This is a genomic window from Ruegeria sp. BC6 (assembly GCF_056539185.1).
This window is the reverse complement of sequence record NZ_JBQFUM010000004.1, coordinates 253,625-269,268: the sequence shown is the minus strand read 5'-3', so window position 1 is coordinate 269,268 and position 15,644 is coordinate 253,625. Positions and strand designations below refer to the sequence as shown.

Below are 15,644 nucleotides of genomic sequence, written 5' to 3'. Positions count from 1 at the left end.
CGCAAGACAGGAACGGATCCTTGGAACATTCGAGAAAAAATCAGAAATGGCTCGCCGACGCCTTCTGCCAATCCGCTGCAAATTCCTGCGGCACTGTGTCTTTCAACAAGGCACCCGGCTCGATAAAGGTGTAAAGTTCCGCATATGAGCACTCGCGCTCGTTGGCAATTCGGCGGTAGATATCGGATGGGCCAAGGTCAGATACGCGCTCTTTCCCCATTGCACCCAATATTTCGCGAAAGCTTTCCAGGGTGGCGTCATGAAAGCGGTGAACCCGCTTGCGTTTCTGCGGCACGTTGACCGCGCGCCCGCGAATGGGATCCTGTGTTGCGACGCCCGACGGGCAGCGGTTCGTATTGCAATGCAGGGCCTGAATGCAGCCCACGGCGAACATCATCGCCCGCGCCGCATTGCACATGTCAGCCCCCAGCGCGAATTTCTCGATCATGTCATAGCCGGTTGCCACTTTGCCCGAACAGATCACCCGGATCTTGTCCCGCAGACCTACTCCGCGCAGACAGTTGTTCACGAAGATCAGCCCTTCGTTCAACGGTACGCCCAGACGGTTGGTAAATTCCACAGGCGCCGCGCCGGTCCCGCCCTCGGCCCCGTCTACGGTGATGAAATCGGGCAGAATGCCCGTTTCCAGCATGGCCTTGCAGATCCCCATGAACTCGGACCGGTTGCCGATGCACAGCTTGAACCCGACCGGTTTGCCCCCGGACATTTCGCGCAGGTGCTGCACGAAATGCATCAGGCCCGTTGGCCCGTCAAAGGCCGAGTGAATGGGTGGCGAAATCACATCCTGATGCACGGGTACGCCACGAATAAGAGCGATTTCTTCGTCGACCTTGGCCGCCGGCAGAACACCGCCATGGGACGGTTTCGCGCCTTGGGACAGCTTGATCTCAATCGCCTTTACGACATCCTTCTGGGCATTCTGGGCGAACTTGTCCTTGTCAAAGCCGCCCTCTGCCGTCCGACAACCGAAGTATCCGGTGCCAATCTGCCAGATGATATCGCCGCCTTCGGCAAGATGGTGCGGCGACAGCCCGCCCTCGCCCGTGTTGTGTGCGAAACCACCATCCTTGGCCCCGCCGTTCAGGGCCCGGATCGCGTTGGCGCTAAGTGCTCCGAAGCTCATCGCTGAGACGTTCAGCCGCGATGCGAGATAGGGCTTTTCACACTGAGGACCGCCCAGCATCACACGCTCTTCGCTTTCCGGAACGTCCTTGGGCGCAAGCGAGTGATTGGCCCGGTGATACCCGACTTCGGTAATATCGTACTGGGTGCCGAAGGCCTGAGTGTCGACCTGTCCCTTTGCTCGTGAATACACCAGCGCGCGAATGATCCTGTTGAAGGGCCGCCCGCTTTCGTTGGTTTCCACGAAATACTGGCGGATTTCCGGGCTGACGAACTCCAGCATATACCGGAAATGGCCCAGAACCGGATAGTTGTTCAGTACGTTGTGTTTGGTGGTCAGCATGTCGTACAGCCCGACCAACGCGTAAGGGACCAGCAAAATCAGCAGCCAGAATGCCGGAGGCCAGTACACGCCCCAGACCACGGTCAAAGGCAGAACCACATAGGTCACGACATAATAGATTCGACGTACGATCATCTTGCTCTCCCTTGGGCCAACCGGTCAGAGATTGGCCTTGAGTTCCTTGACCCAGTTGTCCCACTGCGCGTGTTCACCCTTGGCCAGCAGGATGCCTTCTTTCAGTTTAGACATGCCGAAACCCCAGGCCATCTTGGTATCGATATGCGGAGGCATGACCAACTCGCCGGGCGTTACCACGGCGTCGATGATGAATGGCTTTCGGCTGGCTTTGGCCCGCGCGACGGCCTCGGGGATGTCAGCCGCATGTTCCACACGGACCCCATCTCCACCGCAAACCCTCGCGTATTCCGCAAAGTCCGGGTTCACCAGATCGGTAGCAGCGGGGTTCAGCGGATAACCCGCCACCTCCATCTCCATCTTCACGAAGCCGAGCGTCTGGTTGTTGAAGACCAGCACCTTGATGGGCCACTCGTAGCGCACGGCAGTCACGAAATCCTGCATGGACATGCCAAAACCGCCATCCCCGCAGAACGCCCAAACCTCGCGCTGCGGATCCAGCGCGGCGGCTCCCAACGCCGAAGGCAACCCGGACCCCAGTGACGAATGGTTGAACGACCCCACCATGCGCCGTCCGCCTTTCATCCGGGTCTGACGCGCCACCCAGACCGTGCATTCGCCGATATCCATTGCAAATATCGCGTCATCGGCAGCCTGGTCGGAGACCTGCCGCGCGAATAGCTGCGGGTGGAGTGGCTCGTTGTCGCGCTCGAGGCTGGAGTCGCGGTCTTGCTGCGCCAGCCATTTCGTACACAGCTTGACCTGACGATCGGCAAACGCCCTGTCGTCCTTTGCGGCCAGCTTTGGCAAGAGCAGATCCAGCGTCGCGCCCACATCTCCCAGCAATCCCGATGCGATGGGCGCGCGGCGTCCCAGATGTTCGACGTTGCGATCGATCTGGATGATTTTCGCTTTTTCCGGCAGGAACCACTCGTATGGGAAGTCCGTCCCCAGCATCACCAGCACATCGCAGTCGCGCACTGCGTGATACCCGCCGGGATTGCCGATCAACCCGGTCATCCCGACCACGTTGGGATCATCATAGTCAAAAATGTCCTTGCCCTTGAGGGAATGCGTGATCGGCGCGTTCAGCCGCTGCGACAGAGCCAGAACCTTGTCCTTGGCTTCTCTGCATCCCACGCCGGCGAAAAGGGCGACTTTCCTGCCCGCGTTGATGATCTCGGCCGCACGGTCGATTTCGGATTTGGGCGGGATCAGCGTTGATGGCGTTTTCAGGATCGGGTGCAGTTGGTGCAAGCTGGGCACCTGCTGTTCGGATACGTCGATGGGCAGTTCTATCCGCACGACCTCGCGGTTGATCAAGGCGCGTTGCACGGCAATCTGAGCCAGTCGCGGCATCTGGTCCGGCGAATTGATCACGGCCTGATAGCCGCAGACATCCTCGAACACTTTCTCAAGATTGACTTCCTGGTGGTATCCGGTCCCGCGCTCCCGATGAGCAACCTGACCTGTGATCGCCACGACCCCTGCACCCTCACGCCGGGCGTTGTACAGTCCATTGATCAGGTGAAGCGCTCCGGGACCGACGGTTCCGGCACAAATCCCGATCCCGCCGGTCAGATGCGCCTGGGCATAGGCTGCGTAGGCTGCGTTTTCCTCGTGCCTGACCCCGATCCATTCGAACCGGCTATCCCCGCGCATGGCTTCAAGCAGGGGGTTGAGCGCATCGCCCGTCACGCCGAAGATCTGGCGCCCTCCGGCATCCGCGAGAATATCCAGCAATACCTTGCATACGGAATTCGACGTCATGACCTGCCCTCTGGTTCCGACCCCATCGGGCCTGTCCCGATAGATCGTGGGCAGGTTGCCCTTTGATTGCAAGCCTTTGTACGGCCACCCCTAGCATCGGGCGGATTTGCGGTGGCTTGGTTGCGGCGGTTGAACCCGGGCGGCACAGCCGCTATCCAAATCCAAACCCCACAGGCGGAGAAGCGTCCTTGGCCAAAACTCAGGCGGCAGTTTCGGGGAAGCCCATGATGTACGCCGCCGTCTTTGTCGGCGGGGCGGCTGGGTCGATCCTGCGCGAACTGTTTGCGCTGGAAATTCCGGGGATGCCGTTGCTGACATCGACCTTCGGCATCAATGTCGTGGCCTGTTTCATTCTGGGATGGCTCTACGCCATACGAGGCCGGGTGCATGCCCATGTTCTGCACCTCGGGGCCGTTGGTTTCTGCGGCGGATTGTCGACGTTTTCGTCCTTTGCCGCCGAACTGGAACGGATCGCTGAAACCGACGGCTGGTCGGTCATCTTCCCGTTGGCGGCCGAAGTCATCTGTGGTTTGGGCGCGGCCATTCTGGGCGAAGCGATCGGACGCCGCCGCCGCTCAGGAGGGCCGGCCGAATGACCGATCTGTATCTGCATGCGGTGTTCGGGCTGGGCGGCGGACTGGGAGCAGTCCTTCGTCACTGGGTCGCACGGGCCATCACCCACGACCTCCCGGTCTCGACGCTGGTCGTGAACGTATTGGGCAGCCTGTTGTTGGGGCTTTGGATCGGGTACTTAGGCGGGCCCGTGGAGATGGCCGAAGAAGAAAAGCGCCTGGTTTTCGGCTTTTGCGGAGGGTTCACGACATTCTCCAGCTTTGCCTACCAGTCTCTTGAACTGCAGCGTGAGCGGACGATTGTCCTTGCGGGTGGAAACATCCTGCTCAGCCTCGGACTGTGCTGGCTGGCCTTGTGGCTGGGACTGTGGGTGATGGGCTAGCCGGTCGCTACATGCCCGGCATGTGCATCCGCATAGCCAGATTGCCCAGGATCCAGACCGTTCCAAGAATGATGATCAGGAGAACCAGCGTCGAGAACAGGACCAAATCCAGATCTTCGCGGCTGCTGCGGCGACGGTCGATATGCAGGAAATAGACCAGCTGAACAATCAGCTGCGCCAGACCCAACAGCCCAATTGCCAGATAGACACCTTTGGTCTCGATGCCGAACCAGTAGGCGATCGCAAACACGATGAGTGTCAGCAACAGCGAGCCGCCATAGCCGATCACATACCGGCGCCGCTCGCGCCTGTGCATCTCGGACCGTTTATCCATAGGTCAGCCCTCCGAAATACACGATGGTGATGATGCCGATCCAGATCAGGTCGAGGAAGTGCCAGAACAGTGCCAGCCGCACCACGCGCGAAATCACGAGGTCGGTCATCCCCATGACCCGCAGTTGAATGCCCAGAACGACCAGCCACACACAGCCCGCAGCGACATGCAGCCCGTGCAGAGGCACCAGCCCGTAGAAGGCGGACAGGAAACCGCTGCGCTGCGGGATGCCGCCCTTTTCCGCCATCGACATAAAATCGCGGATCTCGAGCACCAGGAAACTCAGCCCTAGCAGCAGCGTGACCCCGAACCACAGGACGATGCGACCGCGCGGCAGGTTGTATTTCAGCGCCAGCATGGCAAGACCAACAGTCAGGCTGCTGGTCAACAAGATCAGCGTCTGGGCAAAGATGCTGTAGAGATCGAACAACTCGTGCGGACCCGGACCACCGGCCTGCGCGTCGATCATGGTGATGTAGACGCCGAACATCAGCCCGAAATAGACCAGGTCGCTCATCAGAAAGACCCAGAAACCGAAGGTCACCACTTCGGTCGCCTTGTGCGCGCTGGCATGACGCCGCCCAAGGTTCAGACCGGGGTAACTGTGGGTTGGTGCAGGCTTCATGTCGCCGCCTCCAGATCCGGTCGGGCAAGCCCGGTGTTTTCTGGCGCACCTTCGTGATCCCGATTCACAGGGGTCGCGTTGCGGACCAAGTCCAGCCAGGCTTCGTGCTGCCTGCGCACCTCGTCAGCAGAAACCACTTCTTCGGTATCGGTCTGAAAGGTCCACAGGATAAACGACAGGATCATCATCACTGTCACCAACGCCGCCAGCCACCAGATCCACCAGACCAGCGCAAACATCCACACACCGCTGAGCACGCAGAGCACGAAACCGATGCTGGTGTTGCGCGGCATGGTGATGTCCTCGTACCGGTCGGGGTGCGGGTAAGCCTCGCCACGCTCTTTCGCGGTGGCGAAATCGTCGCGGTCCGTGACATGCGGGATGATCGCGAAATTGTAGGGCGGCGGCGGCGCCGGGATCGACCATTCCAGCGTGCGGGCGTCCCAGGGGTCGCCAACCGGAACGCGGCTCTGTTCGCGATTGCGGATGCTGACCCACAGCTGCACGACGACCGACAAAAGCGCGGCCAGAATGACCATCGCACCGATGACGGCCGTGATCATGTAGGGGTGAAAGCTCGGGTCCTCCCAGCTGTAGGAGCGGCGCGGCATACCCATCAGACCCACGAAATACAGCGGCAGGAAGGTCAGCATGAAGCCCACCGTCCACAGCACGACCGAAATCCGCCCCCAGGCCTCATCCAGGCGGAAGCCGAACGCCTTGGGAAACCAGTAATTGTAGCCCGCAAGCAATCCGAACAGGACACCCGGCAGCAACACGTTGTGGAAATGCGCGACCAGGAACAGCGTATTGTGCACCTGATAGTCAACGGTTGGGTTGGCCAGGATCACCCCGCTGAGCCCACCGATCACGAACAACATCAGAAAGGCCAGCCCGTACAGCATCGGCACCGAGAACCGGATGCGGCCGCGATACAGGGTGGCCATCCAGTCATAGACCTTGACGCCGGTGGGTATGGCGATCAGCATCGTGGCGATGCCGAACACCGCATTGATCAGGGCGCTTTGGCCCATGGTGAAGAAATGGTGCAGCCAGACGGTAAACGACAGCACCGCAATCGACATGGTCGCGATCACCAGCGAGTTGTAGCCATAGAGCCGCTTGGCCGAGAAAGTCGCGAAGACTTCGGAAAAAATGCCATAGGCCGGCAGAACCAGCAGGTAGACCTCGGGGTGGCCGAACAGCCAGAACAGGTTGGCATAGTTCATCATGTTGCCGCCCAGGTCATTGGTGAAGAAATGGAAATCAAGATATCGGTCGGCGGCCAGCAACAGCGCCGCCACCCCCAAGGGCGGCATGGCGAATACGATCAGGATCGAACTGCAGATGATCGTCCAGCAATACATCGGCAACCGCATGAATTTCATCCCCGGCGCGCGCAGCTTGTAGATCGTGACGGCAAAGTTGATCCCCGTCAGGGTGGTGCCAATGCCCGACACCACGATCGCCCAGATCCAGTAATCCGGCCCCACACCCGGATTGAAGGCCGCGCCGGTATAGGGCGGATAGGCCGTCCAGCCGCCGGTGGAAAACTCGCCCACCACCAGGCTGACCATCAGCATCATCCCCGCCGAAACCGTCAGGCCGAGGCTGATCTGATTCATCACCGGAAAGGCCACGTCGCGCGCGCCGATCATCAGCGGGACGAGGAAATTCGCCAGTCCGAACACGAAGGGCACCGCGACGAAGAAGATCATGATCGTGCCGTGGGTGCTGAACAGTTCGGCAAAGTGTTCGGCTTCTAGGAACCCTTCGCCCGGCCCGGCCGCCTGTTGGGCGCGCATCACGACGCCTTCCAGAACGCCGCGCGCCAGCATGACGATGGCAAAGACGATATACATGATGCCGATCTTCTTGTGATCCGCGCTGGTCAGCCAGTCGCGCCACAGCGGCCCCCACAGGCGAAACCAGGTGAGCAGCCCCAGAACCGCAACCACACCGACGATCACCACGCCCGCCGCGGCATTGGCCACGATTTCATTCGTATTGGGATCCTGGATCAGCCCGGCGATGGGGAAGGCATCCCAGGTCAGACGGCCGAAGAAACCGGACTCGGCAGATGTCATTGCTCGTCCTCCTGCCCGTATTGAGCGGTTCCCGGCTGCTGATCCTGCTGCAGAGGTTGCCCGTTGTGATACCGACCCAGAATGCTGTGGAACAGATCGCCATCATCCAGACGGAAATACAGCACATTGTCCGGCATCTGCGCAGTGCCAAGCGCGGCCTGAACCTCGTCCCGGTCCGTCCGCATGGCCAGCGTCCGGTAGGTTGCCGGGTCCAAAACGATACCGTTCTGCCGAACACGGTCGACCCATGAGTCGAAGCCCGGGTGCGGCATCGCGACAGTCTGGAATTTCTGCTTGGTGAACCCGCGCCCGTTGTACTGGGTGTTTTCGCCCTGCATTTGTCCGGGGGCATCAGCCACGAGATGCAATTGGGTCGTCATTCCCGGCATGGCATAGATCTGCCCCGCCAGGGCGGGAACCATGAATGACTGCATCACCGTGTCCGTCGTCAGTGTCAGGGCGACTTGTTGTTTTGTTGGCACCCCGAACTCACCCACCGTCGCGATGCCCAGGTCGGGGTAGATGAACAGCCATTTCCAATCCAGCCCCACCACCTGCACACGCAGGGCCGGTTCATCGCCGAACGGGGCCGCGTAAGGGTCCAGCCGGTGGGTTGCTTTCCAAAGATAAAAGGACAGCAGCGCCACGATCACCACCGGCACACCCCACATCGCGGTTTCCAGCATGGGCGAGAAATCCCATTTGGGCCGATAGGCAGCCGGGCTTTGCGCGCGGCGCCGATAGCGAAGAGCGATCAAGGGAACCAGAACCAGAACCGGAATGACCGCAATCAGGATCAACGCGGTCGCGCGCACCAGGTGTGTTTTTTGGACCGCCGCAATAGGGCCTTGAGGATCCATGAAACTGTCGCTGGCCAGAGCCGATTGCGCCGTGCCCAACCACAATACGACCACGATCAGCGCTGTCAGTACCGCAGGTATAGTCCTGTTTCCGCTCACGCCGGATCGCCCTCATCAAACTTCAGGTTGGTGCAACTATCGGCAGAGTCAGCAGATTTCACAAGGTTTTTCCCCGGCAGCCGGGAACCACCTCACCATCGAGTTGACTTGACCAGTGGCTCGCGTCAGTCATTGGGTCATGCGTTTACTGCTTATTCTGATTGGACTGATCGCGTTTTCCGGCGCAGCGATCGCGCAGGACCGAGCCGCGGTTGAGCGGCAGTTTCAGGACTGGTTGCAGCAACAGGTCTGGCCGTTGGCTCGGGCGCAGGGTGTATCGCGCCGCACGTTTTACAGCGCAACCGACGGGGTTCGCCTGAATTGGGAACTGCCCGATCTTGTTCCGCCGGGCTCTCCGGCGCGGACGCCCAAAAAGCAAAGGCAAGCCGAGTTCGGGTCCCCCGGCCGGTATTTCAACGCAAATTCGGTTCAGGGTGCCGCCGCCGGCGGTCGGCGTATGGCCAAGCGTCATGAGGAAACGCTGCGCCGGGTCGAGGAACAGACCGGCGTTCCCGCCCGGATCATCCTTGCGGTCTGGGGCCGAGAAAGCGGCTATGGGCAGGTTCCGATCCGGCATGACGCAATCCAGGTGCTGGCCACCAAGGGATTCATGAGCACCCGCGCGGATTATTTTACCGGCGAACTGATCGCCGCGCTGCAGATCGTCGAGGCTGGTCACGTGAACGGCCGCGCGATGAAAAGCAGCTGGGCCGGCGCGTTGGGCCAGCCCCAATTCATGCCGACCAGCTTTTTGAACCACGCGGCCGACGGCAATGCAGACGGCCGGGCCGACATATGGGGGTCGGCTGACGACACGATCGCATCGATCGGAAACTACCTCGCGCGGCACGGTTGGGTCAGCGGCCGCGATTGGGGGTTCGAGGTGACCGTACCGGCATCTGTGTCCTGCGCGCTTGAGGGTCCCGATCAGGGTCGCCCGATCCGCGACTGGGTCGCCATGGGCGTCACCCGCGTCTCGGGACGCCCTTTTCCCGAACACGAGCTGCGCGGAGAGGGCTACCTGATGATGCCGGCTGGCCGGAACGGTCCGGCCTTTGTCGTAACGCCTAATTTCTACGTTCTCAAAGACTACAACATGAGTGACCTCTACGCCTTGTTCGTGGGCCATGTGGGCGATCGCATTCAGTATGGCGTGGGCGATTTCAAAGGGCGCTGGGGCAAGGTGGGCGGTCTTTATCGATCGGATATCGCCGCCATGCAGCAGGCGTTGATCGCGATGGGGCACGACGTGGGCGGTGCCGACGGGCTCCCGGGATACAAAACCCGCCGGTCGATCGGCCGCTGGCAGGAAGAAACCGACCAGCCCCCCACCTGTTTCCCCGAAGCCGGGATGAAGTCGCGGCTGCGTCCCTGACCGCTGGCGATTCGCCTGATCGGGCGAAAGCGAGCGGCGAAATTCTGCCGAAACAGATCGCGCCTCGGGCTGCAATCCGGGCGGCCTGGGCACAAAAATATCGCAACGATACACGCCATCGTTACAAAATTTCAGCGACCACGCGTCACGAAGTTTCTTTCTACCTTTAGGCGATCCGGACTCATGGGAAGGCTTTAACCCTGCCCAAAATAGTGGCACGGTCTCGGCCAGCGAGAGGAAGCTCTTGCATCCACTTCACCGACTGCAATCCAGAAAGCTGCGACGCAGTGTTCCTTGCGAATTGGCACAACCCAAAATTCAAAAGAACCGGGTCCCAGCGGATGTCGGGCAACCAGGGCCGCCGGACGCCATCCCATATGGATGCGCAGACCGCCGCCACAATAATTGGGAGAAGATCATGAACACCATCCTTCGAAACTCGGTGGCGGGCCTGCTGTGCTCGACCTTCATCACCGGAGCCGCGCTGGCCGCGGGCACCCATCCGGTCACCGGCGAGCCGCTGGCCGATGACCAGACCTTCGTCTACCGCGTGCTGGACGAGCACAGCTCGGTCGACCCGCAGGTGGTCGAGGACGTGTCGGGCGCCGAGATTGTCCGCGACCTGTTCGAAGGTCTGATGAACCAGGACGAAGACGGCAACCTGGTTCCGGGCGTGGCCACCGGCTATACCACCAACGAAACTAAGGACGTTTACACCTTCACCCTGCGCGACAACGCCAAGTGGTCGAACGGCGATCCGGTCACCGCACATGATTTCGTTTTTGCGTGGAAACGCGCCGTCGATCCGGCCCTGTCCTCGCCCTATGCCTGGTTCATGGAACTGATGTCGATCGAGAACGCCGCCGAGATCATCGCGGGCGACAAGCCGGTCGACGACCTGGGCGTCAAGGCGATCGACGACCACACGCTGGAAGTGAAACTGAGCGCGCCGCTGCCCTATTTCCCGCAGATGACCACGCACTCGACCACCTTCCCAGCCCCGCAGAAGGTCATCGAGCAGTTCGGCGATGAATGGACCAAGCCCGGCAACATCGTCTCGAACGGCGCCTATGTCCTGACCGAGCACCTGCCCAACGAACGCTCGTTGCGCGAGCGCAACCCGATGTACTGGGACAACGACAACACCATCATCGACAAGGTCGTGGCGCTGGTCATCAACGATGAAAACGTGGCCCTGACCCGCTATCTGGCCGGTGAGCTGGACCGCACCGAGGTGCCCGCAGGCCAGTTTCCGCGCCTGAAGAAAGAATACCCGAACGAGGCGATCAGCTTCCCGCGCCTGTGCAACTACTACTACACGTTCAACCTGTCCGACGGCGGCCCCGAGGCCTTCAAGGACCCGAACGTGCGTCAGGCCCTGTCGCTGGCGGTTGACCGTAAGATCATCACTGAGAACATCCTGGCCGGCGGTCAGCCCGAAGCCTATACCTTCGTGCCCGAAGCCACCGCAGGGTTCACCCCGCCGGTCGTGGAAATGGCGTCGATGACGCAAGCCGAGCGCGACGAGCTGGCCAAGGAACTGCTGGCCGAGGCCGGATACGGTCCCGACAACCCGCTGAGTTTCGCGATGGTCTACAACACCTCCGAGGCGCACAAGAAAGTCGCCGTGGCCCTCAGCCAGATGTGGAAGCAGAAGCTGGGCGCGCAGGTCGAGCTGGCCAACATGGAATGGAAGATCTTCCTGGAAGAACGCGGCAACCAGAACTTTGAACTGGCCCGCGGCGCATGGTGCGGCGACTACAACGAAGCCTCGACCTTCCTGGACCTGCTGCAGTCGGATTCCGGCTACAATGACGGCAAGTACAACAATGCCAAGGTCGACGAGCTGCTGGCTCAGGCCAAAACCTCGGACGATCCGGCCCCGCTGTACACCGAGGTTGAGCGGATCATCGCACAGGAAACCCCTGTGATCCCGATCTACCACTACGCCGGTGTCTACATGATGGACAGCGACGTGGGGAACTGGCCGGTGAACAACGTCGAGCAGAACTGGTACTCGAAGAACCTCTACAAGATCGCCGAGTAATCATCATCCTTTGATCGCGCCCTGCCCCGGACATGCTCTGGGGCAGGGCCAATAATTGGGGGCATGAAATGCTTGCCTATGTCATCCGGCGACTGCTGATCGCCGTTCCGACGATCCTGTTGCTGATCGTCGCCAGTTTCTTTCTGATGCACTTCGCGCCCGGCGGGCCCTTCACCTCGGAGCGGCCGTTGCCGCCGCAGGTTCTGGCCAATATCGAGGCGCGCTACGGGCTGGACCAGCCGCTGTGGAAACAGCTGTGGGATTACCTGTACAACATCGTGGTGCATTTCGATTTCGGCCCGTCCTTCAAGTTCAAGGACCGCGACGTGAACGACATCATCGCGCAGGGCTTTCCGATTTCGCTGACCTACGGGATGCTGTCCTTCCTCGTGGCCACGCTGGTGGGCGTCAGTTTGGGCATCGCCGCCGCGATCCGCCACAACAGCTGGATCGATTATTTCGCCGTGGGTCTGGGCATCGCCGCCCAGGCGCTGCCGAACTTCATAATGGGTCCGATCCTGATCCTGACCTTCACCCTGTGGCTGGGCTGGCTGCCGGGCGGCGGCTGGAACGGGGGCCAGTGGCAATACCTGATCATGCCCGTCATCGCGCTTGCGACCTCGTACATGGGCTCGATCGCGCGGATCACGCGTTCGTCGATGCTCGAAGTTCTGAATTCGAACTTCATCCGCACCGCCCGGGCCAAGGGCCTGCCCACCCGCACCGTGATCTGGCGCCATGCGCTGAAACCCACGCTGCTGCCGGTGGTGTCCTATCTGGGGCCGGTCTTCGTCTATGTGCTGACCGGGTCGGTGTTTGTTGACATCTACTTCTCGACCGGTGGGCTGGGGCAGGCCTATGTGGGTTCGGCCTTGTCACGCGACTATGCTGTGCTGCTGGGGGTCACGATCCTCTATGGCGTTCTGACCGTTCTGGTGAACCTGCTGACCGACCTGGCTTATGCCTGGTTCGATCCGAAAATCCGTTACTGAGGGGGCTGGCAAATGCTTGGAAAATCTCAGAAAGCCGCCCATCTGGCCGAAGACATCACCGATTACACGGTCATTCAGGGACGTTCGCTTTGGCAGGACGCGCGGATGCGTTTTGTCCGCAACAAAGCCGCCATGGCCAGCGTGTTCATCCTGGGCCTGATCGTTTTGTTCACGATCATCGGGCCCTACTTTGCCGTCTGGAGCAACGAAGAAATCGACTGGAACGTCATGGGCGACGTGGCCGGCATGGGGATGCCGTCCATCGAGACAGGGCATTATTTCGGCGTCGACGATTTGGGGCGCGACCTGTACAGCCGGGTCATCCAGGCCACCACCACCTCGTTGCTGGTGGGTCTGATCGGGGCGGCCACCGCGCTGATCGTGGGCACGTGCTATGGCATCGCCGCCGGTTACATCGGCGGACGCGTCGACGGCGTGATGATGCGCTTCGTCGACATCCTGCTGGCTATTCCGGCCACGCTGGTCATCATCCTGCTGCTGGTCGTAGCGGGGCGGTCGTTCTTCATGCTGTTCATCGCGCTGGGTGCGGTGGGCTGGCTGACCATGGCGCGGATCGTGCGCGGCCAGACCCTGACCCTGAAAAACCGCGAGTTCATCGAGGCCGCCCGCGCCGCCGGTGTCAGCGAGTTCACCATCATGTACCGCCACATCCTGCCCAACCTGCTGGGCGTGGTGATCGTCTATGCCTCGCTGCTGGTGCCCGAGATGATCCTGACGGAAAGCTTCATCTCGTTCCTGGGGCTGGGGATCTCCGAGCCCTATACCTCGTTGGGTCGTCTGATCGCCGAGGGCGCCGGAACCATGGGTTACGGCACGTTGTGGCAACTGATGTACCCCCTGGCATTTTACGTCACAATCATCATAACGATGTTCTTCATCGGCGATGGCCTGCGTGACGCACTGGATCCGAAGGACCGCTGACATGAGCCTGCTTTCCGTAAAGAACCTGAGCGTTCAGTTCGACACGTCCGACGGGGTGGTCGAGGCCGTCAAGAACATCAGCTTTGACATCGCGCCGGGCGAATGCCTGGGCATCGTCGGCGAAAGCGGGTCAGGCAAAAGCCAGACCTTCATGGCCGCGATGGGGCTGCTGCCGCCGGCGGGCCGGGCCACCGGGTCGGTGCTGCTGAACGGGCAGGAAATTCTGAACCTGCCCGTGAACAAGCTGAACCAGATCCGCGGCGATGACGTGGGCATGATTTTTCAGGACCCGCTGACTGCCCTGACCCCGCATTTGCGGGTCGGCCAGCAGATGCGCGAAGTCTTGCAGGTGCACGAAGGCCTGCAGGGTTCGGCCGCGCGGCAACGGTGCCTGGAATGGCTGGACCGCGTGCGCATACCCGAGGCCGCGCGCCGTCTGGACCAGTTCCCGCACGAGCTGTCGGGCGGGATGCGCCAGCGGGTGATGATCGCCATGTCGATGCTGTGCAATCCCAAGCTGCTGATCGCCGACGAACCGACCACCGCGCTGGACGTGACCGTTCAGGCCGACATTCTGGATCTGATGGTGCGACTGCAAAAGGACGAAGGCACCGCCATCGCCCTGATCACGCATGACATGGGCGTCGTGGCCCGCATGTGCGACCGGGTGCAGGTCATGCGCCTCGGTGAGTTCGTCGAGGCCGGCGACACGCGCGAGATCTTTCACGCGCCCAAGCACGACTATACCCGCACCCTGATCGAGGCCATGCCCCGCATCGACGCGGGTGACGCGCCCAAGGCGGTGGAGACCGACGCGGCGCCGCTGCTGAAGGTCGATGACGTCAAGGTGCATTTCCCGATCCACGTTCCGGGCGGCATCTTTGGCCGCAAGGTGCCGTTGAAGGCGGTGAACGGCGTCAGCTTTGACATCCGCAAGGGTGAAACCCTGGGCGTGGTCGGTGAATCGGGCTGCGGCAAGTCCACCCTCGCCCGTGCCGTGCTGCAGCTGATCGAACCGAGCGCCGGCAATGTCAGCTGGCTGGGCCATCCGATCGTCGGGCTGAAACGGGCCGAGCTGAACAAGTACCGCAAGGATCTGCAGATCGTGTTCCAGGACCCGCTGGCCAGCCTGGACCCGCGAATGACGATCTCCGCCTCGATCGCGGAACCACTGAAAACCTATCGCCCCGACCTGACCGAGCGCGAGCGCAAGCAGATGGTCGCCGAGATGATGGAACGAGTCGGCCTGAACGCCAACATGATCAACCGCTACCCGCACGAGCTGTCGGGCGGTCAGAACCAGCGGGTGGGTATCGCACGGGCGATGATCAACAAGCCCAAGCTGATCATCTGCGACGAGGCGGTCTCGGCGCTGGACGTGTCGATCCAGGCGCAGATCGTGCAGCTGCTGAAGGAACTGCAGCAGGAGTTTGGCCTGTCGATGATCTTCATCAGCCACGACCTGTCGGTGGTGCGGGCGGTGTCGAACCGGATCATGGTTCTGTATCTGGGCCGCATCGTCGAACTGGGCGATGGCGAGGTGATCTGCTCGAACCCGGTACATCCCTACACGCAGTCGCTGATCTCGGCGGTGCCGATCCCGGACCCTGATGTCGAGCGCAGCCGCCAGCGACTGAAACTGCCGGGCGAGTTGCCCTCGCCCATGGATCCCAAGGCTGCGCTGCGGTTCCTGCCCAGCCGTCTGGCGGCGGGTCAGACCGACTATGTTCCCGCGCTCAGCGAGATTGCGCCCGGGCATTTCGTAGCCGAGCATGATCCGCTGGAAGCGATCATGGCGGGCGCTTGATCCTGTCCCCGAAGCCGGGCAGCCGGCTTCGGGGTGCTTGCCCGTTAGGGCAGAGTTATTGGGACTGGGTGTTTTGACTTTGCCATGACCAGATGGCACCCTTCGGTCGTTTTCGGCCTGTTTTTTCGGG

13 protein-coding genes are annotated in these 15,644 nt (G+C 61.3%); 7 read left to right on the top strand and 6 right to left on the bottom strand.

All coding sequences use genetic code 11. The annotated features are described in order from the left end of the window. Positions 1-40: 40 nt before the first annotated feature. Both ACR0MM_RS13885 and ACR0MM_RS13880 read right to left on the bottom strand, forming a co-directional pair. The gene (locus ACR0MM_RS13885) at positions 41-1,621 is read right to left on the bottom strand and encodes an FMN-binding glutamate synthase family protein (protein ID WP_480696787.1); all 1,581 of its coding nucleotides are present in this window, start codon (positions 1,619-1,621) and stop codon (positions 41-43) included. 24 nt (positions 1,622-1,645) lie between these two features. Beyond that, entirely contained in the window at positions 1,646-3,391 is a 1,746-nt protein-coding gene (locus ACR0MM_RS13880; protein ID WP_480696785.1) for a thiamine pyrophosphate-dependent enzyme, read from the bottom strand. Positions 3,392-3,615: 224 nt separating this feature from the next. Between ACR0MM_RS13880 and ACR0MM_RS13875 the strand changes: the two genes are divergently transcribed. After that, a complete protein-coding gene (locus ACR0MM_RS13875; RefSeq protein ID WP_254429010.1) occupies positions 3,616-3,987 on the top strand; it encodes a fluoride efflux transporter FluC in 372 nt (123 codons plus the stop codon). After that, entirely contained in the window at positions 3,984-4,346 is a 363-nt protein-coding gene (locus tag ACR0MM_RS13870; protein ID WP_170341325.1) for a fluoride efflux transporter FluC, read from the top strand. The genes ACR0MM_RS13875 and ACR0MM_RS13870 overlap by 4 nt, the downstream gene beginning before the upstream one ends. Positions 4,347-4,353: 7 nt before the next feature. Here the strand turns inward: ACR0MM_RS13870 and ACR0MM_RS13865 are convergent, their stop codons facing one another. The 4 genes from ACR0MM_RS13865 to ACR0MM_RS13850 are packed head-to-tail and all read right to left on the bottom strand — an operon-like array spanning position 4,354 to position 8,351. Beyond that, a complete protein-coding gene (locus ACR0MM_RS13865) occupies positions 4,354-4,680 on the bottom strand; it encodes a cytochrome o ubiquinol oxidase subunit IV (protein ID WP_254429009.1) in 327 nt (108 codons plus the stop codon). Further along, positions 4,673-5,305 (bottom strand): cytochrome c oxidase subunit 3, encoded by a 633-nt coding sequence (locus tag ACR0MM_RS13860; RefSeq protein ID WP_093963125.1) that lies wholly within the window; start codon positions 5,303-5,305, stop codon positions 4,673-4,675. The genes ACR0MM_RS13865 and ACR0MM_RS13860 overlap by 8 nt, the downstream gene beginning before the upstream one ends. Next, positions 5,302-7,392, bottom strand: coding sequence for a cbb3-type cytochrome c oxidase subunit I (locus tag ACR0MM_RS13855; protein WP_480696782.1), 2,091 nt, complete (start codon positions 7,390-7,392; stop codon positions 5,302-5,304). Before ACR0MM_RS13855 ends, ACR0MM_RS13860 begins: the two co-directional genes overlap by 4 nt. Further along, a complete protein-coding gene (locus tag ACR0MM_RS13850; protein WP_480696780.1) occupies positions 7,389-8,351 on the bottom strand; it encodes a cytochrome ubiquinol oxidase subunit II in 963 nt (320 codons plus the stop codon). The genes ACR0MM_RS13855 and ACR0MM_RS13850 overlap by 4 nt, the downstream gene beginning before the upstream one ends. Before the next feature lie 139 nt (positions 8,352-8,490). Here ACR0MM_RS13850 and ACR0MM_RS13845 point away from each other — a divergent pair, with 139 nt between their 5' ends. The 5 genes from ACR0MM_RS13845 to ACR0MM_RS13825 all read left to right on the top strand — a co-directional run bounded on the left by ACR0MM_RS13845 (position 8,491) and on the right by ACR0MM_RS13825 (position 15,514). After that, a complete protein-coding gene (locus ACR0MM_RS13845; RefSeq protein ID WP_480696778.1) occupies positions 8,491-9,726 on the top strand; it encodes a lytic murein transglycosylase in 1,236 nt (411 codons plus the stop codon). A gap of 418 nt (positions 9,727-10,144) precedes the next feature. Beyond that, entirely contained in the window at positions 10,145-11,773 is a 1,629-nt protein-coding gene (locus ACR0MM_RS13840; protein ID WP_480696776.1) for a peptide ABC transporter substrate-binding protein, read from the top strand. 68 nt (positions 11,774-11,841) lie between these two features. Next, on the top strand, positions 11,842-12,765 hold the full coding sequence (gene oppB / locus ACR0MM_RS13835) for an oligopeptide ABC transporter permease OppB (protein WP_093963128.1): 924 nt from the start codon (positions 11,842-11,844) through the stop codon (positions 12,763-12,765). 12 nt (positions 12,766-12,777) lie between these two features. After that, on the top strand, positions 12,778-13,707 hold the full coding sequence (locus ACR0MM_RS13830) for an ABC transporter permease subunit (protein ID WP_170341315.1): 930 nt from the start codon (positions 12,778-12,780) through the stop codon (positions 13,705-13,707). 1 nt (position 13,708) lies between these two features. Beyond that, entirely contained in the window at positions 13,709-15,514 is a 1,806-nt protein-coding gene (locus ACR0MM_RS13825) for an ABC transporter ATP-binding protein (RefSeq protein WP_480696774.1), read from the top strand. Positions 15,515-15,644: the final 130 nt, after the last annotated feature.

Bases quoted from the DNA above. Each gene is read 5' to 3' on its own strand.
- ACR0MM_RS13885 (WP_480696787.1), bottom strand. From the start codon at position 1,621: ATGATCGTACGTCGAATCTATTATGTCGTGACCTATGTGGTTCTGCCT.
- ACR0MM_RS13880 (WP_480696785.1), bottom strand. From the start codon at position 3,391: ATGACGTCGAATTCCGTATGCAAGGTATTGCTGGATATTCTCGCGGAT.
- ACR0MM_RS13875 (WP_254429010.1), top strand. From the start codon at position 3,616: ATGATGTACGCCGCCGTCTTTGTCGGCGGGGCGGCTGGGTCGATCCTG.
- ACR0MM_RS13870 (WP_170341325.1), top strand. From the start codon at position 3,984: ATGACCGATCTGTATCTGCATGCGGTGTTCGGGCTGGGCGGCGGACTG.
- ACR0MM_RS13865 (WP_254429009.1), bottom strand. From the start codon at position 4,680: ATGGATAAACGGTCCGAGATGCACAGGCGCGAGCGGCGCCGGTATGTG.
- ACR0MM_RS13860 (WP_093963125.1), bottom strand. From the start codon at position 5,305: ATGAAGCCTGCACCAACCCACAGTTACCCCGGTCTGAACCTTGGGCGG.
- ACR0MM_RS13855 (WP_480696782.1), bottom strand. From the start codon at position 7,392: ATGACATCTGCCGAGTCCGGTTTCTTCGGCCGTCTGACCTGGGATGCC.
- ACR0MM_RS13845 (WP_480696778.1), top strand. From the start codon at position 8,491: ATGCGTTTACTGCTTATTCTGATTGGACTGATCGCGTTTTCCGGCGCA.
- ACR0MM_RS13840 (WP_480696776.1), top strand. From the start codon at position 10,145: ATGAACACCATCCTTCGAAACTCGGTGGCGGGCCTGCTGTGCTCGACC.
- oppB (WP_093963128.1), top strand. From the start codon at position 11,842: ATGCTTGCCTATGTCATCCGGCGACTGCTGATCGCCGTTCCGACGATC.
- ACR0MM_RS13830 (WP_170341315.1), top strand. From the start codon at position 12,778: ATGCTTGGAAAATCTCAGAAAGCCGCCCATCTGGCCGAAGACATCACC.
- ACR0MM_RS13825 (WP_480696774.1), top strand. From the start codon at position 13,709: ATGAGCCTGCTTTCCGTAAAGAACCTGAGCGTTCAGTTCGACACGTCC.